Source organism: Fontibacillus phaseoli, from assembly GCF_003337355.1.
In the GTDB taxonomy this organism is placed as follows: domain Bacteria; phylum Bacillota; class Bacilli; order Paenibacillales; family Paenibacillaceae; genus Fontibacillus; species Fontibacillus phaseoli.
In genome coordinates this window covers 1-24,192 of the sequence record NZ_QPJW01000014.1, presented here as the reverse complement: position 1 = coordinate 24,192, position 24,192 = coordinate 1, and the positions used below count along the sequence as shown (strand labels likewise).

Below are 24,192 nucleotides of genomic sequence, written 5' to 3'. Positions count from 1 at the left end.
GATCTATTACCCTCCCGCCGCAGTTACCCGATTATAATGTTCAAGATATACCAGTAATATGGAAATATCGGCAGGAGTTACACCAGAAATCCGAGAAGCTTGGCCGATGGAAATCGGACGGATTTTCGCGAGCTTTTGGCGAGCTTCAATCGCCAACCCCTGAATATCATCATACTTAATATTATCGGGAATTTTTTTCTTTTCCATTTTTTGTAAACGTTCAACATGCAGCAACTGCTTTTCGATATATCCGGCGTATTTAATCTGAATTTCGACCTGCTCCTTCATTTCGTCATCCAATTCAATTTCGGAAGGATACAAGTTACCCACATGTGCATAAGTCACTTCAGGACGCCGTAATATGGTCAACAGGTTGCTTCCATCCTGAATCGGTGCCGAACCGATCGATTCCAGCATGGTATTGACCTCGGTCGGACGGACTTTGGTTTCCCGAAGGCGCTGAATTTCGGCCTCCACTTTCTCCTTTTTATCAAGGAAAGACTCATACCGCTCGTGGGGAATAAGCCCGATCTCATGCCCGATTGGCGTCAACCGCAAATCGGCATTGTCGTGACGCAGCAGCAAGCGGTATTCCGCACGGGAAGTCAGCAACCGATAAGGTTCATTTGTCCCTTTGGTCACCAAATCGTCGATCAGAACGCCAATGTAGCCCTGGGAACGGTCGAGAATGACCGGTTCTTTCCCCTGAACTTTGCGGGCCGCATTGATTCCTGCCATAATCCCTTGACCCGCCGCTTCCTCATAACCGGAAGTTCCGTTTATTTGGCCGGCCGTAAACAGGCCCGGAAGACGTTTTGTTTCCAGCGAAGGCCACAGTTGGGTCGGTACGACCGCATCATATTCGATCGCATAGCCGTTCCGCATCATTTCGGCATTTTGCAGGCCCGGGATGGAGCGCAGCATTTGCAATTGGACATCTTCCGGCATACTGGTTGAGAACCCTTGAACATAGTACTCTGCCGTGTTCTTACCTTCGGGTTCAAGGAAAATCTGATGCTTGGGCTTGTCGGCAAAACGCACGATTTTGTCCTCGATAGAAGGACAGTACCGCGGTCCGGTTCCCTCAATAACCCCGGAGAACATAGGTGCCCGATGCAAATTCTTATGAATAATGTCATGAGTTTCAGTAGAAGTATAGGTCAGCCAGCAAGGCAATTGTTCGTTGTCGGAGCTTTTTGTCTCATAGGAGAAAAACTTCGGCTTCTCGTCTCCGGGTTGAATTTCCGTCTGAGAAAAATCAATGCTATCCTTGTGCACCCGAGGAGGCGTCCCCGTCTTAAAGCGGACCAGGTCAAAGCCCAGACCCTTCAGATTTTGGGACAGCTTCACCGCAGGCTGCTGGTTGTTCGGGCCGCTTTCATACATCAGTTCACCCATGATGATCTTCCCGCGCAAATAAGTACCGGTTGTCAGCACGATCGCATTACCCCGGTATTCCGCCCCCGTCTGAGTAATGACGCCGACGCATTTTCCGTCTTCGACGATCAATTCCTCCACCAGACCCTGACGCATCGTCAAGTTTGCTTCCTTCTCCATCGTTTCCTTCATCGTATGCTGGTAGGAAAATTTATCCGCTTGCGCTCGTAACGCATGCACAGCCGGTCCTTTTCCGGTATTCAGCATCCGCATTTGGATGAACGTTTTATCGATATTGCGGCCCATTTCGCCGCCCAGGGCATCCACTTCACGCACAACATGCCCTTTTGCCGGACCGCCGATCGACGGATTGCACGGCATAAAGGCAACCATATCCAGGTTGATCGTAATCATCAGCGTGCTGCAGCCCATCCGGGCCGCAGCAAGCGCCGATTCACAACCCGCATGGCCTGCGCCGACGACGATAACGTCATAGTTTCCGGCATCATAACCCATCTGATTTCCCTCCTAAAAATGATTAGGCGATCCCACCTGAGTTTTTCTCAAACCCGTATAGGTGTAATTGCCAATTAAAGTGGTGAACTCTATGTGTAGTGTCCGCACACGTGTAATTCAAATTTAAACCAAAGTTGGTCCCCCTCATAATACCATGATCTCCGGACCGTGAGGCTCTCAACCGCAATTTTATTTTCCCAAGCAGAACTGGGAGAAAATTTGATCGATCAGCGCATCCGGCGCCGAATCTCCGATAACTTCCCCTAACTGCTCCCAGGCCAGCCCTACATCGATTTGCATGATATCAATCGGAATTCCGCTATCCGCAGCCTCATATGCCTCCGCCAAAGACTGCTTTGCCTTCTTAAGCAAGGCAATATGCCGCACATTACTGACATACGTTAAATCTCCGGATTCCAGCTTCCCGCCAAAAAATAATTGGGAGATGGCCTCTTCCAGATGATCTAGGCCCTCTTGGGTTTTCGCGGACAGCTCAACGACGGCATTTTCCGGGAAATAATGACTTACCTTAGCTCTATCCAATTGCTGAGGGAGATCGATCTTATTCAAAAGCACCAAGGTAGGACGGCTACTCAACTGCTCCATTAATTTCAGTTCATCCTCATGTAGCGGCTCTGCGCTATTCAAGACCAATAAAATCAAATCCGCTTCCAATACGGCCGCTTTGGAACGTTCCACCCCGATCTGTTCGACGACGTCCATCGTCTCTCGGATCCCGGCCGTATCCAGCAGCTTCAAAGGAATATTGTTAATCGTTACATATTCCTCGATGACATCGCGAGTCGTCCCCGGAATATCCGTAACGATCGCTTTATTTTCACGAGCCAGCGCATTCAGCAACGAGGATTTGCCGACATTAGGCCGTCCTACGATGGCTGTCGTAATCCCTTCGCGAAGGATCTTCCCCTGGTTCGCCGTTTTGAGCAAACCATTGATTCCCTCCGTCACCTCGGCGCATTTGGTCTTGATGAATTCGGTGGTCATCGACTCCACATCATGCTCCGGATAGTCGATATTTACCTCGATATGGGCCAGCGTTTCTACCAGCGTATGGCGCAGCACGTTGATTCTGCGCGACAACTCGCCTTCCACTTGCTTTAGTGCCACCGAGAACGCCCGGTCCGACTTCGACCGGATCAAATCGATGACCGCTTCAGCTTGGGACAAGTCGATCCGCCCGTTCAAAAAAGCGCGCTTCGTGAACTCCCCAGGCTCCGCCAGGCGGATATCCCGCTGCTGCAGCAGTAAATCCATCACGCGCTTCACTGAAATGATGCCCCCGTGGGTACTGATTTCCACCACATCCTCGGTGGTAAACGACCGGGGTGCCCGGAATAACGAGACCAGAACTTCTTCCAATTTCTCGCCCGTCTGCGGGTCGATGATAAAGCCGTAATGTACCGTATGGCTCCCCGCCTCAGGCAAAGCAGTCTTAGAGCGGAACAGCCGCCCCACTTCGGCAATCGCCTCAGGTCCGCTGACACGGATGACGGCGATCCCGCTCTCCCCTACCGCGGTTGAAATCGCGGCGATCGTATCGCTAAGCATATATTGTCACCTCGAATATATAAAGTTATTGGTGAATCATCGGCCGCTCCGCAACCCGTTTGATTCTCCGATCGCTGTTGCAGCCGGATTATTTGATCTTATAAAATCTAAAGTGGTCATAATCCGACTGCAAAGGCGAACGCTAACGCTTCTCCGAATTCAAACGGCCTTGCTACGCTAACGATTCACCATGTGCAGAACCTAGCGCATCCTCGAAGGGGACTACGCCCTCTTTGCGCCAGCATTCAGCTCATCCCAAAATGACACCAAACATCATTGCGCCACCGTCCAGCGCATTCCCGAAGGGAACAGCGCCTCCTTAATCAAAGCAGATGTCAAAAACCTCAGGCGTTTCTCTCCGCTCCCCTGCAGGCGCGCATACGTATAGCGTGCCCCAAAGGGGCGACAAGCGACTCTTTTCGCCAAAGCAAGCCCGGGGGCGTTCGAAAGCAGCAGTGCCTCCACCAAGCCAGGTAGCCCGGGAGCGCCAAAAGTAAGACGTACCCGAAGGGGGAAAAGCGTGCCACGCACCCAACAAAAGCGATCCCCGAAGGGGACAGCGGCAAAGGAGCGCCTCTTATTCTCCCACGTTCCCGCAGTTTGCGGGTGATCCCCTAGGGCAGCAGGCCCTCGGGGGGCCCTCCCTTACGGTAAGGGAGGGTTTGGGAGGGTTGAGACAATAAAAGAAAAGCAATGACTTTTGCCGGGGCAAAACGTCATTGCGTCTTCATGCATCATTTGCTCTGCTTCAGTGAAATAATGACCCTCCGGTTAGGCTCTTCGCCTTTACTGTAGGTCTTGACTTCCGGATGATCCTGAAGTTTGGAATGAATCACTTTGCGCTCCTGCGGCGACATCGGTTCAAGAGTAACTTCCTTACGGGTACGAACGACCCGTCCCGCTAATCTTATAGCCAAATCTTCCAGCGTTTTTCTCCGCCGTTCCCGGAAATTTTCCGCATCCAGAACGATGCGGATAAAGTTCTCGGAATAACGGTTAGCGATGATATTCGCCAAGTACTGCAGCGAGTCGAGGGTTTGTCCGCGACGGCCGATCAGTACGCCAAGATCATTGCCTGAAATGTTGAGGACGGTGTTGTCTTTCTGATGGACAATCTCCACGTCTACTTGGAGGCCCATATTCTCACCGACGTCCCTGATAAATGACGCCGCCACTTCGTAAGGATCCTGTCCGTCATGAACATTCCCCCCGTTCTCCTCCCGGATCACAGGCGGACGTTCTTCCGAAGAGATTCCTTGCGGCGGAGCGGATGGCTTGGTTTCGGATAACAAAGTCAATTCGACTTTGGCCTCCTTCACCCCAATCAGCCCCAGGAATCCTTTTGATGGCTGCTCCAACACATTCACGGCGACTTGATCCTCGGTGGTGCCGAGCTTGGCCAATCCTTGTTTTACAGCTTCTTCAACGGTTTTTCCTGACGTCACTATGCTCTTCATTTCGATTTTTTGGCCTCCTTGGCACCTTTACCGGGATGCCCGGCTTTTAGATTCGAACCGCCCTTTTTCGATTTTCCGGAGGAGCCTGAGCTTGTTGCATTGTTATTAGTAACAAGGACGGGATCTTTTTTACGGTAAATAAAGTAGTTTTGCGCAATCGTGTAAAGGTTACTGAAAATCCAGTACAATGGAAGCGCGGCGGCAAAATTCATGGCCATGACAAAAATTAAAATCGGATAGACAAACATCATAAACTGCATCGGACCCTGCATGCTGCTCGGGTTCATGTTCGACATCATCTTCGTTTGAATGAACGTCGTCAATGCAGCGACTATCGGCAAGATGTACCATTTATCCGGTTCACCGAGTTGCAACCATAAGAAGGAATGGTCCCGGATCGCCGAGTTATGATAAATCGAGTTATATAGAGCGATGAACACCGGCATCTGAATAATTAACGGGAAACAGCCGGCCATCGGATTTACCTTGTTTTCCTGGAACAGCTTCATTGTCTCTTGCTGTTGTTTCTCCGGGTTGTCCTTGTACATCTCTTTGATCTTCTGAATCTCCGGCTGAATCGCTTGCATTGCTTTCGAACTCTTGACCTGCTTCAAGGTAAGCGGTAAAATCAACGTCCGAACGATCAGCACCATGACGAGAATGGCCAGGCCGTATGCTCCGCCAAACCAGTCCGCAAACGTATCCAAAGCAAGCGAGAAATAATAAACGACGTTCGCCGTCCACCAGGAACCGCTCTTCGCCATGTCCTCGGTGGTGCTTGAAAAATTGGCGCTTTGCGTACCGCACCCGGCCAGCAAAGTCATCAGGCCGATTGCGAGGATGAGGAGAAGCCATTTTCTTTTGTTATTCGTAATACGCGACACTTCAAAACCCCTCTCTTAAACCTATCCATCATTGTAAATCATACCATAATTATATGGACAAAGAAACCAGCATGCTTACCGTCCGGAAGGCTTGAGCAGCGAGGCTTTGCGCAACACGTGGAGCACACTTTTCTCCAATTCCTTATACTCCATTCCAACGGCTCCGTTACGAACGATCAGAATCAAATCCAGATGATCCCTTATCTCAACTTCATGCAGACGTACAATTTCCTTCAGCATCCGTCGCATCCGGTTGCGGACGACGGCGTTGCCGATCTTTTTGCTGGCGGAAACACCGAGACGGAAACGCTCAATCTCAGGTTTGGCCGAATAATAAACAACAAGTTGACGGTTAGCGAAAGACTTCCCGTAGCGGTAAACCCGGGTGAAGTCCGCGCGGTTTCTTAATCTAAGCTTTCTATGCACGAGCTTTTCTCCTCGATTTGAGCTCCTGAAGGGTAAAAGTACTATTGTAATTATAGACCAATCCCAAAAGGCATAAACGATACAAAATAACCCCACAAAGTCGGGCTTGTACACCCGTGTTTCTTCCTTATACTTTGTGGGGACCGCGAAATATCATCTATAGCGTATCTTAATATAATGTAAAAAAAGACCACCGTAGTGGTCTTCATACAGTCATTAAGCACTCAATACTTTTCTACCTTTTTGACGACGAGCAGCCAGAACCTTGCGGCCGTTTTTCGTGCTCATTCTTTTACGGAAACCATGAACCTTACTACGTTTGCTCACATTTGGTTTAAAAGTCGGTTTCAATTTATTGCACCCCCTTAACAGGAATCGATCACTGTATATTTACCATTTTCATATCCACAGAAAATGCCTTTTTACATTTAACCATAACCCCTCTGAAAAGTCAACCGAGCCCGGCATTTCTTTTTTCAACTTCTCCCTCATTGTGTATAAAATTTCAAAAAAATTTTCCACAGCCCGTTTGGTATTTCGCTCCCGCATAAAAGTTATACACATGTGGAAAAGTAAATTGAATCTGTCGATTTTCTTTTGTTTTTAATTGGAAATCGCTTTCAATAAGGTTTACAGTGACCGGACAACAAGGTAATATGAAAGGTGTAAGTTGTATACAAGTATACTTGTTTATGAAAGGGTGTATTTTTTATGAAATTAGGCATGATCGGACTAGGTAAAATGGGTTACAACCTCGTGCACAATTTGCTTCAACATCGCCATGAAGTGGTAGCCTTTGATATGAACAGCGAAGCCGTTCAGAGTGCAGCGAAAGAAGGGGCCATTCCTGCCTCCAGTCTGGAGCAGCTTGTCCACTCCCTGGAGACACCGCGCATTGTTTGGGTCATGGTTCCTGCCGGTCCGGCGGTTCAATCGGTAGTAGATACGCTGCTTTCGTTGCTTGCCCCAGGCGACATCGTCATTGACGGCGGTAATTCGCACTATAAGGACTCGCTTGCCCTCGCCGAAAAGTGTTCCGGCCACGACATTCATTTCTTTGATGTCGGTACTTCCGGAGGCGTTGAAGGCGCCAATCACGGCGGCTGCTTTATGATCGGAGGCAATGAAGAAGTATTCCGCGGAATCGAGCCGATTTTTAAAGATATCGCTGTCGACCGCGGATATTTGTACGCAGGGAAACACGGTAGCGGCCATTTTCTGAAAATGGTGCATAACGGGATTGAATACGGCATGATGCAAGCGATCGCGGAAGGCTTTGAATTGCTGGATAAAAGTCCGTTCGATTACAACTTCGAAGACGTGGCCCGCGTTTGGTCCAACGGTTCCGTAATTCGCGGCTGGCTGATGGAACTGACGGAGAATGCTTTCTCCAAAGACCCTAAACTGGAAGGCATCCGCGGCGTCATGAAATCTTCCGGAGAAGGAAAATGGACCGTCGAAACCGCACTGGATCTGCAAGCGAGCGCCCCGGTGATCGCATTGTCCCTGTTCATGCGCTACCGCTCCCTCGAATCCGATACGTTCCACGGCAAGGTGGTTGCCGCTTTGCGCAACGAATTCGGCGGCCATGCGGTCGAATCCGCAAAATAAGAAGGAGAATCAACTATATTATGAAGTTTCCTGCTTCCTGGCTGAAGGGCAGTTCCTTGGGCGAATCCATCGCCTGCGAGCTGCGCCTTCAAATTATTAACGGCACCATTAAGCCGGGGGAAATTCTGTCCGAGAACCGCATTGCCGCGGATTTCGGAACGAGCCGTTCCCCGGTTCGCGAAGCGTTGAAAACGCTATCCGGCGAAGCTCTCATTACTTTGCAGCGGATGGGTGCCGTCGTTAACGGTCTTCAATTGAAAGAGATTGAAGAATTATATGACGTTCGCTATCTCATAGAGAGCTTTGCCTGGCAGCGTCTGGCCGAGAAGGATCCGGCTCCGTTACTGTCTAGCCTGCAGCAAATCGTCGACAAAATGGAATTGGCCGCCAAGTACGGCGATGTCGTGGAATTTGCTTATCAAGACCTGTCTTTTCACGAGTTAATTATCACTTCCGCCAATCACACGCGCATTTTGCATTTATGGACCAGCATCCGTCAAATCGTAATGACCGTCATGCTGATTACTACGGAGGATGTTTTTTCTCAAGGAGAAGGCAAAATCAAGTATGTGGTGGATAAGCACCGCAAACTGCTTAAAGGGCTGGAGTCCAGAGACCCCGCCGTCATCTCGGCAAGAATTGAAGAATATTTCGCGGATTCCCGCAATACGTTGCATACGAGTATGAAGGAATCACCTAAAGCTCATTGACAACCGCATTCATGAATTTTCAATCCTTGCTTCATACTAGGGTTAAGTAGTTCCAAGGAATCTACATCTTCGCTTGCAGCCCTGTTACACGGGGTAAATAAAAGGAGGAGCACCATGAGCACGTTATTCAACATGAGCCACAACGCCACCTTGTTATTTTGGACCCTGGTGACCATCGTTTTTCTTATCGTTCTGATCTCCAAATATAAATGGAATCCGTTCGTTACCTTGTTAATATCCGCATTGCTCCTTGGCCTACTGGCCGGCATGCAGCCGCTGGACGTGGTCAACTCGATCACTAGCGGACTGGGAGGAACCCTCGGCACAATAGCGATCGTCATCGGGCTGGGCACCATGCTCGGCAAGATGATGGCCGAATCCGGCGGCGCGGAGCAGATTGCCAATACGCTTGTCGACCGTTTTGGAGAAAAAAGGGTCCATTGGGCCATGATGATCGTCGGCTTTATCGTCGGTATTCCCGTCTTTTTTGAAGTCGGGGTGATTCTGCTCATTCCGATTGTCTTTACCGTAGCGAGAAAAACAAAAATGTCGCTTCTTCAAATCGGCATTCCGATTTTGGCCGGTTTGTCCACGGTGCACGGTCTTGTTCCGCCGCATCCGGCTCCGATGATCGCCATTGAGGCCTATGGGGCAAATCTGGGACGAACGATTTTATATTCTCTTATAGTAGGAATTATTGTTGCCATCATCGCCGGCCCCATCTTTGGCAAATACATCGGTAAACGCATCGTCCTGGAACCGCCGGCCGAACTTGCGGAGCAATTCGCGGTAAAAGGTACGCGAAAACTGCCGGGATTCGGGATTACGCTGTTTACGATCTTGCTGCCGGTCATTTTGATGCTGATCGGCTCGATCGCCGACATTATCGATCCGCAGGCTACCAGCAGCATTACGCTGTTCTGTGAATTTATCGGCCATGAAATTATGGCCCTACTCATTGCCGTCGTCTTCTCTTTCTTCTCCCTCGGTTTCTCGAGAGGGTTTACGAAACATGAAATTTCCCGCTTTACGAGCGAATGTCTCGCGCCGATTGCCACCATCGTCCTGATCATCGGCGCGGGCGGCGCCTTCAAACAAGTCTTGATTAACAGCGGCGTAGGCGGCGCGATTGCGGAAATCGCTACTGGCGCCCATGTTAACGTCATCCTGTTTGCCTGGTTTGTAGCCGCCTTGATTCGGGTCGCCACCGGTTCGGCTACCGTCGCCATGACGACCGCCGCCGGCATCGTAGCGCCCGTCCTGGCCCTCACTCCCGGCGCCAACGTAGAACTCGTCGTACTGGCTACCGGGGCAGGTTCCATTGTGTTGTCTCACGTGAACGATGCCGGGTTCTGGATGGTCAAAGAATTTTTCAATATGACGGTCCCGCAAACGTTGAAGTCCTGGACGGTGATGGAAACGATCCTTTCCGTCGTAGGCTTGGCGCTGATACTTCTCATCAGTGTCTTTTAATCAAACAGAAATTTTCAGGGAGAGAAGGTTAATCTGATGGAACAAATTTCGTATATGATCGGAATTGATATAGGAACGACCAGTACCAAGGCCGTGTTATTTGAAGAGAACGGCAATATTGTTGCGACGGCAAACGAGGGTTATCCGTTATATACCCCTACGGCTGATGTAGCGGAGCAGGATCCGGAGGAGATTTTCGTCGCAATGTTAACTGCCGTCCGCCACGTGATGGATCAGAGCAAGGTTGCTCCGGACCAAATCATGCTCGTCTCCTTCAGTACGGCAATGCATAGCGTCATCCCTATCGATCGGGACGGGAAGCCTTTGATGCGGTGTCTCACCTGGGCGGACAATCGAAGTGTGGAATGGTCGGAAAAATTAAAATCCGAGCTGGGCGGCCATGAAATTTATTTGCGCACCGGCACCCCAATCCACCCGATGTCCCCCCTGTCCAAGCTGCTCTGGCTGCGCCATGATAAGCCGGAAATTTTTAATAACGCGAACATGTTTATTTCTATTAAAGAATACGTCTTTGCCAAGCTGTTCGGAGAATACGTCGTGGATCATTCCATCGCTTCTTGTACCGGCCTGATGAACCTGGAGCGCCTAGACTGGGACGAAGAAGCATTGAAGATCGCCGGCATTACACCGGACCAGTTATCCACCCTTGTGCCGACAACGCATATTATGAAGGGACTAGCCGGCAGATATGCGGACCAAATGGGGCTTCATGACTCCATCCCGTTCGTCATCGGCGCCAGCGACGGCGTACTTTCCAATCTTGGCGTCAACGCCATTGATCCGGGGGTCGTGGCGGTCACGATCGGAACGAGCGGAGCGATCCGCACCGTGGTCGACCGGCCGAAAACCGACCCGAAAGGCCGTATCTTCTGCTACGCGCTGACGGAGAAGCATTGGGTCATCGGCGGTCCTGTCAACAATGGCGGTGTTATTTTCCGGTGGGTCCGCGATGAATTCGCTGCTTCCGAAGTTGAAACCGCCAAACGTCTCGGGATTAGCCCCTACGACGTTTTGACCAAAATTGGTGAAAGGGTACGCCCCGGTTCGGACGGACTCTTATTTCACCCTTATTTGACCGGAGAGCGGGCTCCGTTGTGGAATCCGAACGCCCGCGGCTCCTTTTTCGGCTTGACCCTGCATCATCAGAAAGAGCACATGATCCGCTCCGTGCTAGAAGGCGTCATTTATAACTTATATACCGTACTGCTTGCCATGGAGGAACAGATCGGCCGACCTCAAAAAATTCAGGCCACAGGCGGATTCGCGCGTTCTCCGCTTTGGCGGCAGATGCTCGCGGACATTTTCGATCAAGAGGTCGTGATTCCCGAAAGTTTCGAAAGTTCCTGTCTCGGCGCCGTAGTGCTCGGATTATATGCGCTCGGCAAAATCGACTCCTTTGACGTGGTTTCAAGCATGGTCGGCGGCACGTTTGAACATACCCCCATCAAAGAGCACGCTGCCATTTATAAAGAACTCCTCCCCATTTATATTCGCATCTCCCGCAAGCTGGAGGAAGACTATGAAGCGATTGCCAAATTCCAGCGGAATTTGCCCGCGGAGTAATCGCATATAAATCTTCTATATGAAGAAGGCTGCCTATAAGCAATATAGTTGCTTAACTTAGGCAGCCTTCTCTTTTTCGAAATTCATAAATCTCCGCAAACCAACTTTTGGATATAGAACATCCTGTGCATAATTTTTTATGAAAATCTCAGATCCTGTCGAATTTTAAACATATTATAAACAATATGTAGTGGTGTGAGTTAAAATTATACACAAGTTATTGAATTTGTGGATAAAATCAAGCAGTGCATTGAAAAACAAGGCTTCTTTTGCTATGATTATATTGCTTTTGTTGTGAATATCTAAATTTAACATCAAAATTATTAACAGCCTGTGGATAACATTGTGAACAATTCGAATTTATTCATGTTTATAATGATTCCACTTTTCTGACCTATGGGGATAAATTTCCCCATTATTTATGTTTTTTCGACCCCTTTCTGCATGGCTCATGCCACAATTGGAAGATTTAAAAGGAGTGACCGCTGTGGATAGCCATACCTCCGATATATGGCAGCATATTTTATCCATCATCAACACCAAACTCAGCAAACCCAGCTTCGATACCTGGTTTAAAGCAACCAAAATCGTCTCGTTAAACGATCGTTCGATCGTCATTTCCGCTCCGACCACGTTTGCCGTGGAATGGCTGGAAAGCCGTTATACGAAATTGGTCGCCACCACCGTGTATGAGTATCTTGGCAAGCATGTCGACGTTTCCTTCGTGATTGAGGAATCCTCCGCGCCTGAACAGACTCAGGTATATAAGGAGCCCCCTGCACCTGTCCAAGCAGAGGAAAGCGTTTCCAATATGCTTAACCCGAAATATACATTCGATACGTTCGTTATCGGCTCAGGCAACCGATTTGCTCACGCGGCCTCACTCGCTGTAGCTGAAGCGCCGGCCCGGGCCTATAATCCGTTATTCCTGTACGGAGGCGTCGGTCTCGGCAAAACGCACTTGATGCACGCCATCGGCCATTACATCCTGGAACATAGCCCCAGCAGCAAGGTCGTCTATATTTCTTCCGAGAAATTCACGAACGAATTCATCAATTCGATCCGGGATAACCGGGCGGAAAGCTTCCGCAACAAATACCGGAACATCGACATCCTGCTGATCGACGATATCCAGTTTATCGCCGGCAAGGAGTCGACCCAGGAAGAATTTTTCCATACGTTCAACGCGCTTCATGAAGAGCGCAAACAAATCATTATTTCCAGTGACCGGCCGCCGAAAGAAATACCGACGCTGGAGGAACGGCTCAGGTCGAGGTTTGAGTGGGGCTTGATCACGGACATTCAGCCGCCGGATCTGGAGACCCGGATCGCCATCCTCCGTAAGAAGGCCAAAGCGGAGAACCTGGACATCCCGAATGAAGCGATGATGTATATCGCCAATCAAATCGATACTAACATCCGGGAGCTTGAGGGCGCCCTTATCCGTGTCGTCGCTTACTCTTCCCTCATTAACCAGGATATTACGACGCATCTGGCCGCCGAAGCGCTGAAGGACATCATTCCTTCCAGCCGTCCTAAGATGATCACCATTCAGGACATTCAGCAAAAGGTCGGAGAGTACTATAATCTGAGGCTGGAAGATTTCAAAGCGCGCAAACGCACGAAGGCCATCGCCTTTCCCCGCCAAATCGCCATGTATTTATCGCGGGAACTGACCGATTTCTCGCTGCCCAAGATCGGAGATGCCTTCGGAGGCCGTGATCATACGACAGTCATTCACGCTCACGAAAAAATAACCCAGCTACTCAAGGTAGACCAAGATCTCTATAAAGTTATCAACAATATTTCTGAGAAAATTAAAAACTCATCCTGAATAAGCTATAAGCCTATGCACATGATATTCACATGTGGATAGGCTTCATTTCATATATTACAGTGCGTTATCCACATATTCAGGGCCCCTACTACTTCTTCTATATATTTTAAAGATATACATCATCCTAAATAACGGCTATGCCGCCTTGGAAAAAAATCGAAATTCAGGGCATGCTTAACGGTTCATTTGCGGTTACAATAGATAGGGTACGAGGAACACCCGAATGCATTTGGTTGCTAAAATCAAGTTTATGCAGTTTGAGATGAATTATGACATTTTTCGAAGTAAGATTATTTGGGAAAGAGATATTAAGAAGCTAAGCTTTATAAACAAGCATAGAGGCTATGCCTCATAAAATTTTTAGGAGTTGAATTTATGAAAATCCGCGTTTTAAAGCATGATTTGAACGAATCCATCCAGTATGTGGCTAAAGCCATTTCCAGCCGGACTACCATCCCTATTTTGACGGGGATTAAGCTGGAGGTTAATTTTCAGGGGATGACGCTGGCCGCCAGCGATACCGACATTTCCATTCAAGCGTTTATTCCTGCTGAGGATCAAAATAAACAAATCGTGCAAGTAGAACGCCCTGGTAGCGTTGTGCTTCCGGCGAAATTCTTTGTGGAAATTATCAAAAAGCTCCCTTCCAACGAAATCGAAATGGAAGTATTGGACGGGTTCAAGACACAAATCCGTTCCGGCTCTACCGATATTCAGATGGTCGGGTTGGATCCGGAAGAATTTCCTGTGCTTCCAAGCATTGAAGAGAACCAGGTCATCTCCATTCCCGGCGATTTACTGAAAAATATGATAAAACAAACAGCATTCTCCATTTCCTCCAACGAAAGCTCGCCTATCTTGACCGGGGTATTGTGGAACTTGAACGACAATCAATTCAAATTTGTCGCCACCGACCGCCATCGTCTGGCAAGCCGTATAGCTGAGCTTGACGATGCCGAAGACGTACGCTTCAGCAATATAGTCATTTCCGGCAAAACGCTGAACGAGCTGAGCAAAATCATTCCTGACCAAAACACCCGTGTGGATATCGTCGTTGCGGATAATCAGGTGCTGTTTAAAATTGATCGGGTGCTGTTCTATTCCCGGATTTTGGACGGAACTTATCCGGATACTTCCAAGATTATTCCGACAAGCTACAAAACAGAACTTGTTTTGGACACGAAAAAATTAAGCGAATCGATTGACCGCGCTTATTTGCTCTCCCGTGAGGAAAAGACGAATATTGTGCGTTTGCAAACCATGGAAGACGGAACGATCGAAATTTCATCCAGCTCGTCCGATCTGGGGAAAGTAACCGAGCAGCTGGAACTGGCTCAGTATACGGGCGATCCGCTGCGGATTTCGTTCAACTCAAAATATATGCTCGATGTATTAAAAGTGGTGGAGAGCGAACAACTGCATATCGGTTTTACCGGAGCAATGAGCCCGATTATCATAAAACCGATCGACGACACGCAAAGCCTCTACCTGATTCTGCCTTACAGAACAACTAACTAAGCGAGGTAGTTCTATGAAAATCGTTACAATTTCCAGTGAATATATCAAGCTGGACCAATTTTTAAAGCTGGCTGATTGCGTTTCTACGGGAGGCATGGCCAAAGCTCTGCTGCAAGAGGGAGCCGTAAAGGTCAATCAGGAGCCGGAAGAACGCCGGGGGCGGAAGCTGTATCCCGGAGACTTGATTGAAGTGGCCGATTGCGGTTCATTTCAAGTAGTGCGCGGCGAGGAGTAAAGGGCTCCCTGAACCTGGACGACGGGGGGAACCGAGGAGGGCCTGGGATAACGTGTTTGTTAAATCATTATCACTCATGAACTACCGGAATTACGAGACACTGTCGCTGGATTCCTTCGGGAGCGTTAATTTGATGATCGGGCGCAACGCCCAAGGCAAGACGAATTTGCTCGAAGCACTACTGGTGCTTGCGCTTACGAAGTCTCACCGTACGTCGAAAGATAAGGAATTGATTTCATTCGGCAGCGATCATGCCACGGTGGCCGCAGAGGTGGAGCGAAAGTACGGGTCGGTCGGTCTTGAGCTGCGTTTTTCCCACCAAGGGAAACGGGCGAAGCTGAACGGGCTGGAGCAGCGGAAGTTGAGCGATTTTGTCGGGGGGCTGAATGCCGTTATGTTCGCGCCTGAGGATCTGGAGATCGTCAAAGGCACCCCGGGAGTCCGGCGGCGTTTTCTGGATATGGAAATCGGCCAGGTGCAGCCCAGTTACCTTTTTCACCTTCAGCAGTATCAAAAGGTGCTGATTCAGCGCAACAACCTGCTCAAACAGGCTTGGGGCTCAAGCAAGGACAGCGGGACGATGCTGGAGGTCTGGAATGCGCAACTCGTAGAGCACGGTGTTAAAATCATCAAGAAAAGGAAACAATTTATAAGAAAACTGCAAAAATGGGCCCAGCAGATCCATGAAGGTATCACCGGAGGCGGCGAAAACCTGAAATTATCCTATCTTCCGTCCTTCGGCGAGGCCGACGAAGAAGATGAAGCTGTCTTATTGGAGCAATTTATGATAAAGTTATCACAAACGAAAGATCAGGAAATCCGCCGCGGGATGACCCTTTCGGGCCCTCATCGCGATGATTTGGCTTTTCATATCAACGGGAATGAAGCGCAAAGTTTCGGTTCCCAGGGCCAGCAGCGGACAACGGCGTTATCACTTAAACTGGCGGAAATCGAGCTGATCCACGAGGAGATTGGGGAATATCCCATTCTGCTCCTTGATGACGTATTGTCCGAGTTGGATCCGTACCGCCAGACTCAATTGATCGAGACGTTTCAAAGCAAAGTGCAGACGTTCATCACGGCTACGGGGATTGAAAGTATTAATGCCAGCCGTCTTCAGGACGCCAGCATTTTTCATGTTCAAGAGGGACGAGTCCAGAAGTAGAAACGGGGGAAGGCGATGTACGTTCATTTGGGCGGGGAAAAGGTGATTCTCTCTTCGGAACTTGTGGCGATCTTCGATATTTCGATTGAGAAATCGTCCAAAATTTCCAAACAATTCGTAAGTCACGCTATTAAAGAAAAGCAAGTGATGCGGATCGGAGAAGAAGAGCCGAAATCGATTGTAGTGACCAAGAATACGGTGTACTATTCGCCGATTTCCTCCGCCACGCTGAAGAAGAAGACAAACATTCAATCTATGGTGTAATCCATTGTCATAGAATCTATAGAAGTAGGTGAAGGCATTGTCTATGAACGAGCAATCGTATGATGAGAGTCAGATACAGGTACTGGAAGGTCTAGAGGCGGTTCGCAAACGCCCCGGGATGTACATCGGTTCCACCAGTGCCCGGGGTCTGCACCATTTGGTCTGGGAAGTCGTCGACAACAGTATTGACGAAGCTTTGGCCGGCTATGCGAACAAAATCGATGTCTTCGTCCATGAAGATAACAGCGTTACCGTTATCGATAACGGACGGGGAATTCCGGTCGGTGAAAATACGAAACTAAAAAAATCGACCCTGGAAGTAGTTATGACCGTGCTTCATGCCGGGGGGAAATTCGGCGGTGGCGGATATAAAGTGTCCGGCGGTTTGCACGGAGTAGGCGTATCGGTTGTGAATGCACTCTCCGAAAAAGTCGTCGTTCAAGTTAATCGGGATGGCCATACCTATCAGCAAGAGTACCATCGCGGGGCTCCGCAATATGATGTTAAGCAAGTAGGCGATTCCGACATCACCGGAACAAAGACGACCTTTCATCCGGATCCGGAAATTTTTACGGAGACGACCGTTTTTGATTACAATATCCTGTTGACCCGGATTCGCGAATTGGCGTTTTTGAACAAGGGGATTAATATATCGTTGACCGATGAACGGACAGGCGCTTCCGACTCGTTTCATTACGAGGGCGGCATTATGGAATACGTCAAATTTCTGAATCAGAACAAGGAAGTTCTTCATGAAACGCCGATCTATGTGGAAGGCTCACGTGAAATGATTCAGGTTGAAATTGCGCTGCAATATAACGACAGCTATACGGAAAATATTTTTTCGTTTGCGAATAACATAAATACGCATGAAGGCGGCTCCCATGAGTCCGGCTTTAAGAGCGCATTGACGCGGATCATCAACGATTATGCACGCAAGAACGGCATGATTAAAGAAAACGACTCTAACCTAACCGGTGATGATGTGCGCGAAGGCTTGACCGCGATCATTTCCGTCAAAATTCCCGAGCCGCAATTTGAAGGACAGACGAAGACGAAGCTAGGCAACAGTGAAGTGCGCGGGATCGTGGAGTCCTTATTCGCGGAGAAGCTCCAGGAATTCATGGAGGAAAATCCTTCGGTAGCCCGGCGGGTATTGGAAAAAGGGCTGCAAGCCTCCCGTGCGCGGGAAGCGGCGCGTAAAGCACGCGAGTTGACTCGGCGTAAGAGCGCGCTGGAAGTCAGCGCATTGCCAGGCAAGCTGGCGGATTGCTCCTCGAAGGATGCATCCATCAGTGAGCTGTACATCGTCGAAGGCGACTCCGCAGGCGGATCGGCCAAACAGGGCCGGGATCGTCACTTCCAGGCGATTTTGCCGCTGCGGGGGAAAATCCTGAACGTGGAAAAAGCGCGTTTGGACCGAATTCTCGGCAACGCGGAAATCCGGGCGATCGTTACCGCGCTTGGTACCGGGATCGGAGAAGAGTTCGACATTTCCAAAGCCCGTTATCACAAGGTTATTATTATGACCGATGCCGACGTCGACGGTGCGCATATCCGTACTTTGCTGCTGACGTTCTTCTTCCGCTACATGAGGAAGATTATCGAAGTTGGATACATCTACATCGCACAACCGCCACTCTTTAAAGTGGAGCGGAATAAGGTGGTTCGTTACGCCGGTTCCGAGAAAGAACGCGACGAAATTATCGCCGAATTCGGAGAAAATGCCAAATTTAACGTACAGCGGTATAAAGGTCTCGGAGAAATGAATCCCGATCAGCTATGGGAGACTACGATGGATCCTGAAAGCCGGACCATGCAGCAGGTATCGATTTCCGACGCCATTCAGGCGGATGCGATTTTCGATACGTTGATGGGGGATAATGTTGAGCCGCGGCGCGACTTTATTCATGAACATGCCAGAACCGTAAAAAATCTGGACATCTAGATCAAAGACTAGACAAAAACCTCGCCGAATCCGAATGGCGGGGTTTTTTTGATTCGTGAATGAAACGGCCTTCTCCGTCTATTTTTTTAATCTGCCGTAGGCGACCGCGTAACGGTGGATTTTTTTATAGATATCTTTGTTTTGCAGTTTCTTAAAGGGAAAAAGCGCGGGAAGGGTGTTCACTTCCAAAATCCAGATTTTAAACTGCTCGTCTATGGCGATATCCAGGCCGATTTCCTTAAGATTGGGAAACTTTCGGGTTAATTGGGCCGCTGCAAGGATGCCTACCTGTTTCATTTCTTTATACAACTGTAAATATTCTTTAGCCTCAAGATACGGGCTTAGAAGTTCTTCAATCGGCATGACAGAGCCGCCGCCGTGATAGTTGGTAATAATTTTTTGCTGCGCGGCCACACGCCCGATAAAGCCGGTCGTTTCCCAAGTTTTTTGCGGTGTCTTTTGTACAAGCGCACGAATATCAAACTTGCGGCGGCGAAAGGTCAGTAGAGTAATTCCTTTTTGGATCAGATAAAATTTCTTGTCGATCCTCTCGGACACGGCCGCGTGCAGCTCTTCTAACGCAGGATACAGCTCACTTTGAATTCCGAAACGGAGCTTATATTGAACAGGGCTTTCCGGCTCCAATTCATCGCACCAAGGCTCAATGCTCATGACCCCATTACCGTAGGTTCCCCGGTCCGGCTTGACGTAGACCAGTCCGTGAATATCAATCATCTCTTTTAGATGCTCGAACGTATATTTCCGCGTTTCTGGAATGTAGGCACGGATCAACTCCTTTTGTCTTAGAATGATCGTTTTTTCCCATTTGCTCGCAATGCGCTGAATCGCCAACTGAGAATCCTTCCTTTCCATCACCCCGGGCTGCTATGGCTTCAGGTATGAAAAACATAGGACAGAAGAGATAAACAATGGTATAATTATAAGATATGGGGATTTTATTAGTTTTTTGAATGTTTTTTGGAACAACCTCTCAAAATGCCTATATTTGTAGTGTATGAAGAGTGGATGCAATGGGAATGGACACATCCCCATTTTATTTTGTGCCTGCTGTAAATAGGGACCGGAACCCACAGGTTTAATTGTGCATGATTTGTGAAAGTAATATAATGAATCATAGCGGTTTTTCGGGGATTCAACTTGATTTTTCAGAATTCTATCCCGTTTACATAGGCACTTGGATAGATTATTGAAGGAGGTCCAGCATGGCGGAAGAAAAATTTTCGCAAATTATAGACCGGGACATTAATGTGGAAATGCGCGAATCCTTTATGGATTATGCCATGAGCATTATTGTCAGCCGTGCTTTGCCGGACGTAAGGGATGGACTGAAGCCGGTGCATCGGCGTATTTTGTACGCTATGAACGAGCTTGGCATGCATCCTGATAAGCCGTTTAAGAAATCGGCGAGAATTGTCGGCGAAGTCATCGGTAAGTATCACCCTCATGGTGATTCCGCGGTTTATGAAACGATGGTGCGGATGGCACAGGATTTTTCCATGCGTTATATGCTTGTCGACGGTCATGGTAATTTCGGGTCGATTGACGGCGATTTTGCCGCGGCGATGCGTTATACGGAAGCACGCCTTTCCAAGATGGCAATGGAGATGCTGCGCGATATCAATAAAGAGACGGTAGATTTTATGCCGAACTACGACGGGGAAGAGAAGGAACCGGTCGTACTTCCGGCACGTTATCCTAACTTGCTGGTCAACGGGGTTTCGGGGATCGCCGTCGGAATGGCGACCAATATTCCTCCGCATAATTTAGGCGAAGTCATCGACGGGGTTCAGGCGTTGATTGCCAATCCTGATCTGGATTCGCTGGATTTGATGGAATATATCAAGGGCCCGGACTTCCCTACGGCGGGTTATATCATCGGACGTTCGGGAATACGTCAAGCTTATACGACAGGGCGCGGCTCCATTACGATGCGCGCAAAAACGACGATCGAGGAGAATAATAACAAAGCCCGGATTATTGTGGACGAGCTCCCTTATCAGGTTAACAAAGCGCGTTTGGTGGAGAAGATCGCCGAACTGGTCCGCGAGAAAAGAATCGACGGCATTACGGATTTGCGCGACGAATCCGACCGGAACGGTATGCGCGTAGTGATCGAACTGCGCCGTGACGTGAACCCGAACATCGTGCTGAATAATTTGTTCAAGCATACGGCGCTGCAAAGCACGTTCGGTATCAATATGTTGGCAATCGTCAATAATGAGCCGAAGATTTTGACGATCAAGGAAGTTCTTCATCATTATTTGCAGCACCAGGTTGAGGTTATTCGTCGCCGGACGGAATTTGAGCTGAAAAAAGCGGAAGCCCGTGCTCACATCCTGGAAGGGTTGCGTATTGCCCTCGATCATCTGGATGAAGTAATCGCGCTTATTCGCGGATCGCAAACCACGGACAGCGCCCGGACCGGGCTGATGGAGCGCTTCGGGCTCAGCCAAGAGCAAGCCCAGGCGATTCTGGATATGCGTCTGCAACGTCTGACCGGTTTGGAACGTGAGAAGATTGAGAACGAGTATCAGGAGCTGATGCAAAAGATCGCGGAATACCGTGAGATTTTGGCTAATGAAGCACTCGTTCTGCAAATCATCAGCGAGGAACTTCAAGAGATCCGCGACCGCTTCTCCGATGAGCGTCGGACCGAAATTATGGTCGGGGAAGAAGCCATTCTGGACGAAGACTTGATTCCGCAGGAAGAGGTCGTTATTACGATCACTCATACCGGATACATCAAGCGCTTGCCTTTGACCACTTACCGCAGTCAAAAACGCGGGGGCCGGGGCGTTATCGGGATGGATACCAAGGACAATGATTTTGTGGAGCATCTGTTCGTAACGAACTCGCACCACTATCTGATGTTCTTTACCGACCGTGGTAAAGCCTACCGCCTGAAAGCGTATGAGATTCCGGAGCTTGGCCGGACGGCGCGGGGAACCCCGATTATCAATCTGATTCAGATCGAGCAAGGGGAAACCGTTAATGCAGTCATTCCTGTCGAGCGTTTCGATGAAGATAAATATCTGTTCTTCGCTACTCGTTCAGGAGTCGTGAAGAAAACGCCGATCGAAGACTATATCAATATCCGCAAAGGCGGGCTGATCGCCGTAAACCTGCGCGAGGATGATATTCTGATTGATGTCAAACTCACGGATGGCCATCAAGAGATGATTATGGGTACGGCTCAAGGCATGTCCATCCGCTTCCCTGAGAGCGATGTACGCTCCATGGGTAGAGCGGCTACCGGGGTCAAGGGCATTACGCTGGGCGAAGAGGATCAATTGATCAGTATGGATGTTATTGTACCTGAACAGGATATTCTCATTGTTACGACCAACGGTTACGGCAAGCGGACACCGGCCTCGGAATACCGGATCCAAAGCCGGGGCGGTAAAGGGATTAAGACGATCAATGTGACGGAAAAGAATGGTCCTGTTGTCGGTCTGAAAGTCGTTAAAGACGAAGAGGATCTCATGATTATTACCTCTAGCGGTACCCTGATCCGGACGAGCATGGAGGGTATTTCGACCATGGGCCGGAACACGCAGGGCGTAAAATTGATTAATATCCGCGAAGATGATTCTGTAGCTACGGTTTGCCGCTCAGATAAGACGGAGGAAGAACCGGACGAAGAATCTCTGGATGGAGACGGAGAGGTTGTACAAGCCTCCTCCGAGGACAGTGATACGGATGCGCAAGAGGCACCAGAACAAGGACTTGAGGATTCAGAAGAATAAGTACAGACGATTAAACCGGGCTTCCTTTTAGGAGGTCCGGTTTTTTTAAAAATTCAATATATTATAGGTTGCAAAAAGGATTGTTGGGCAGGGAGTCTCGTAATATAATGACATTATGTAGTACTATTTCACTAGATAGGGCACCTACCCTAAACATTGGAAGATTGAGGAGCGAAAGTGAATATGGCTAGTGTCCCTGTATTGGAACTTAAACCCGGATTAAAAATTGTGAATCATGTACATACTCCCTTGGGCAGCCTTTTGCTGCATAAAGGAAAAGTGCTTCTGCCCAGAGATTTGGATATATTACGCGCATTTATGGTCCAGCAGGTAGAAATCGAGGAGGCGCAAGCCAAAGGACAGGAGGAATTCGTGGATGCTCTCGAGTCCGGAAAGTCAGGACGAGGCGTTAATGCGGCTGCGGGTATTATTCAATATGAAAGCGAACAATCACCATCCGGCCCTCTTTACAAAGAATATGATCGGATGCTGCATTTGACGAAAAGCGCATTTCAATCCGTTCTGGCTTCCGAACTTCCGATCTATGAACTACGTCACCAATTAGAGGCATTGATCAAGCAGTTGAAACACTTTAATATACTCACTTTCGTTCCACGTAATATGAATGAATATGATTATTTGTTCCACAATGCCATTTTATCTTCACTAACTTCCTATCAGATTGCAAAGTGGTGCGGCCTGCCGCAAAAAGACTGGATGCAGGTAGCGTTTGCGGGCTTGCTTCACGATATAGGCAATACAAAAATAGATCCGGGAATTCTCTACAAACCGGGTCATTTGACAGATGATGAGTCGGAAGAAATGCGGATGCATACCACTTACGGTTATCAGCAACTCCGTAAAACTTCAGCCATTAATGAGGGCGTGAGACTTACGGCACTGCAGCATCATGAAAAAATGGACGGAACGGGCTACCCATTCCGCCTAAGCGGAGACAAAATTCATACCTATGCTAAAATCGTGGCAGTTGCCGATATTTTTCATGCAATGACGTTAAACCGGAGATACCGTAAGGCACAGTCCCCTTATCTGGTTCTGGAGCAAATCAAATCGGAAGCCTTCGGCAAGCTTGATCCAGGGATCGTCCAGATGTTTGTGGAAAAAGTGACTCAGTTTCACAATGGCATGCGGGTGCGCCTTAGTAATGATAGCGTGGGAGAAATCGTCTTTTCCGACCGTCAGCATCCAACGCGGCCAATGGTCTCTGTACAGGGAGAAATCGTCAATCTCGTGCAGGCAAGACATCTGTATATTGAGGAAGTTCTTTCTTAGGGTTGCTTTTTAGGTTGGTTATGAGGTATATTAATATTCGCTGCTGCGGAAGGCAGATCGGGATTTTGAATCTTGATAAAAAAGTTTTTGAAAAAAATACTTGCGAGTTTCCGCAGTAAGTGATATATTATAAGAGTTGCCGCTGAAAAAACGATAACAACAAAAAACGAAGTTGATCTTTGAAAACTGAACAACGAGTGAGTATTAAAATGAGAATTAATTTTCTCGTCAGTTTTTCTAAATGAGCAAGTCAAACACTTTATTGGAGAGTTTGATCCTGGCTCAGGACGAACGCTGGCGGCGTGCCTAATACATGCAAGTCGAGCGGACTTGATGGAGAGCTTGCTCTCCGGATAGTTAGCGGCGGACGGGTGAGTAACACGTAGGCAACCTGCCTGTAAGACTGGGATAACTACCGGAAACGGTAGCTAATACCGGATAATTTATTTCTTCGCATGGAGAAATAATGAAAGACGGAGCAATCTGTCACTTACGGATGGGCCTGCGGCGCATTAGCTAGTTGGTGGGGTAACGGCTCACCAAGGCGACGATGCGTAG

At 48.7% G+C, this 24,192-nt stretch carries 19 protein-coding genes and 1 rRNA gene; 13 read left to right on the top strand and 7 right to left on the bottom strand.

Annotated elements, in window-relative coordinates:
- Positions 1-6 precede the first annotated feature (6 nt).
- The 6 genes from mnmG to rpmH form a co-directional block, all read right to left on the bottom strand.
- Entirely contained in the window at positions 7-1,893 is a 1,887-nt protein-coding gene (mnmG, locus tag DFP94_RS21810; protein WP_114498594.1) for a tRNA uridine-5-carboxymethylaminomethyl(34) synthesis enzyme MnmG, read from the bottom strand.
- Between the two features lie 189 nt (positions 1,894-2,082).
- The gene (gene mnmE / locus DFP94_RS21805; protein WP_114498593.1) at positions 2,083-3,462 is read right to left on the bottom strand and encodes a tRNA uridine-5-carboxymethylaminomethyl(34) synthesis GTPase MnmE; all 1,380 of its coding nucleotides are present in this window, start codon (positions 3,460-3,462) and stop codon (positions 2,083-2,085) included.
- Between the two features lie 734 nt (positions 3,463-4,196).
- Positions 4,197-4,919 carry an RNA-binding cell elongation regulator Jag/EloR gene (gene jag, locus DFP94_RS21800; protein WP_114498592.1) on the bottom strand — a complete coding sequence of 241 codons (723 nt, stop codon included), beginning with the start codon at positions 4,917-4,919 and terminating at the stop codon, positions 4,197-4,199.
- Positions 4,916-5,803: a YidC/Oxa1 family membrane protein insertase gene (locus tag DFP94_RS21795; RefSeq protein ID WP_181873259.1), complete on the bottom strand. Its 888-nt coding sequence runs from the start codon at positions 5,801-5,803 to the stop codon at positions 4,916-4,918. The genes jag and DFP94_RS21795 overlap by 4 nt, the downstream gene beginning before the upstream one ends.
- Before the next feature lie 75 nt (positions 5,804-5,878).
- A complete protein-coding gene (gene rnpA, locus DFP94_RS21790; RefSeq protein ID WP_114498591.1) occupies positions 5,879-6,229 on the bottom strand; it encodes a ribonuclease P protein component in 351 nt (116 codons plus the stop codon).
- 216 nt (positions 6,230-6,445) lie between these two features.
- On the bottom strand, positions 6,446-6,580 hold the full coding sequence (gene rpmH / locus DFP94_RS21785) for a 50S ribosomal protein L34 (RefSeq protein ID WP_044481584.1): 135 nt from the start codon (positions 6,578-6,580) through the stop codon (positions 6,446-6,448).
- Positions 6,581-6,940: 360 nt separating this feature from the next.
- Between rpmH and gnd the strand changes: the two genes are divergently transcribed.
- From gnd to gyrB, 10 genes are all read left to right on the top strand, one after another.
- Entirely contained in the window at positions 6,941-7,840 is a 900-nt protein-coding gene (gene gnd / locus DFP94_RS21780) for a phosphogluconate dehydrogenase (NAD(+)-dependent, decarboxylating) (protein WP_114498590.1), read from the top strand.
- Positions 7,841-7,860: 20 nt separating this feature from the next.
- Positions 7,861-8,550 carry a GntR family transcriptional regulator gene (locus tag DFP94_RS21775; RefSeq protein ID WP_114498589.1) on the top strand — a complete coding sequence of 230 codons (690 nt, stop codon included), beginning with the start codon at positions 7,861-7,863 and terminating at the stop codon, positions 8,548-8,550.
- 114 nt (positions 8,551-8,664) lie between these two features.
- Complete coding sequence (locus DFP94_RS21770; protein WP_114498588.1) at positions 8,665-10,023, top strand: GntP family permease; 1,359 nt, start codon at positions 8,665-8,667, stop codon at positions 10,021-10,023.
- A 36-nt stretch (positions 10,024-10,059) separates the two neighbouring features.
- Positions 10,060-11,607 carry a gluconokinase gene (gntK, locus tag DFP94_RS21765; protein ID WP_114498587.1) on the top strand — a complete coding sequence of 516 codons (1,548 nt, stop codon included), beginning with the start codon at positions 10,060-10,062 and terminating at the stop codon, positions 11,605-11,607.
- 487 nt (positions 11,608-12,094) lie between these two features.
- Positions 12,095-13,441 carry a chromosomal replication initiator protein DnaA gene (dnaA, locus tag DFP94_RS21760; protein WP_114498586.1) on the top strand — a complete coding sequence of 449 codons (1,347 nt, stop codon included), beginning with the start codon at positions 12,095-12,097 and terminating at the stop codon, positions 13,439-13,441.
- Between the two features lie 378 nt (positions 13,442-13,819).
- On the top strand, positions 13,820-14,962 hold the full coding sequence (dnaN, locus tag DFP94_RS21755) for a DNA polymerase III subunit beta (RefSeq protein WP_114498585.1): 1,143 nt from the start codon (positions 13,820-13,822) through the stop codon (positions 14,960-14,962).
- 13 nt (positions 14,963-14,975) lie between these two features.
- Complete coding sequence (yaaA, locus tag DFP94_RS21750; protein ID WP_114498584.1) at positions 14,976-15,197, top strand: S4 domain-containing protein YaaA; 222 nt, start codon at positions 14,976-14,978, stop codon at positions 15,195-15,197.
- 52 nt (positions 15,198-15,249) lie between these two features.
- Positions 15,250-16,362, top strand: a complete 1,113-nt coding sequence (gene recF / locus DFP94_RS21745; RefSeq protein ID WP_114498583.1) for a DNA replication/repair protein RecF — start codon at positions 15,250-15,252, stop codon at positions 16,360-16,362.
- A 15-nt stretch (positions 16,363-16,377) separates the two neighbouring features.
- Positions 16,378-16,626 carry an extracellular matrix regulator RemB gene (gene remB / locus DFP94_RS21740; RefSeq protein ID WP_114498582.1) on the top strand — a complete coding sequence of 83 codons (249 nt, stop codon included), beginning with the start codon at positions 16,378-16,380 and terminating at the stop codon, positions 16,624-16,626.
- Between the two features lie 43 nt (positions 16,627-16,669).
- On the top strand, positions 16,670-18,574 hold the full coding sequence (gene gyrB, locus DFP94_RS21735) for a DNA topoisomerase (ATP-hydrolyzing) subunit B (RefSeq protein ID WP_181873258.1): 1,905 nt from the start codon (positions 16,670-16,672) through the stop codon (positions 18,572-18,574).
- A gap of 78 nt (positions 18,575-18,652) precedes the next feature.
- Here gyrB and DFP94_RS21730 read toward each other — a convergent pair whose 3' ends face one another.
- The gene (locus DFP94_RS21730) at positions 18,653-19,426 is read right to left on the bottom strand and encodes a YheC/YheD family protein (RefSeq protein ID WP_245955056.1); all 774 of its coding nucleotides are present in this window, start codon (positions 19,424-19,426) and stop codon (positions 18,653-18,655) included.
- 371 nt (positions 19,427-19,797) lie between these two features.
- Here DFP94_RS21730 and gyrA point away from each other — a divergent pair, with 371 nt between their 5' ends.
- The 3 genes from gyrA to DFP94_RS21715 form a co-directional block, all read left to right on the top strand.
- Entirely contained in the window at positions 19,798-22,341 is a 2,544-nt protein-coding gene (gyrA, locus tag DFP94_RS21725) for a DNA gyrase subunit A (RefSeq protein ID WP_114498579.1), read from the top strand.
- A gap of 183 nt (positions 22,342-22,524) precedes the next feature.
- Positions 22,525-23,634, top strand: a complete 1,110-nt coding sequence (locus DFP94_RS21720) for an HD-GYP domain-containing protein (RefSeq protein WP_114498578.1) — start codon at positions 22,525-22,527, stop codon at positions 23,632-23,634.
- A gap of 259 nt (positions 23,635-23,893) precedes the next feature.
- Positions 23,894-24,192, top strand: a 16S ribosomal RNA gene (locus tag DFP94_RS21715); the annotation flags it as partial.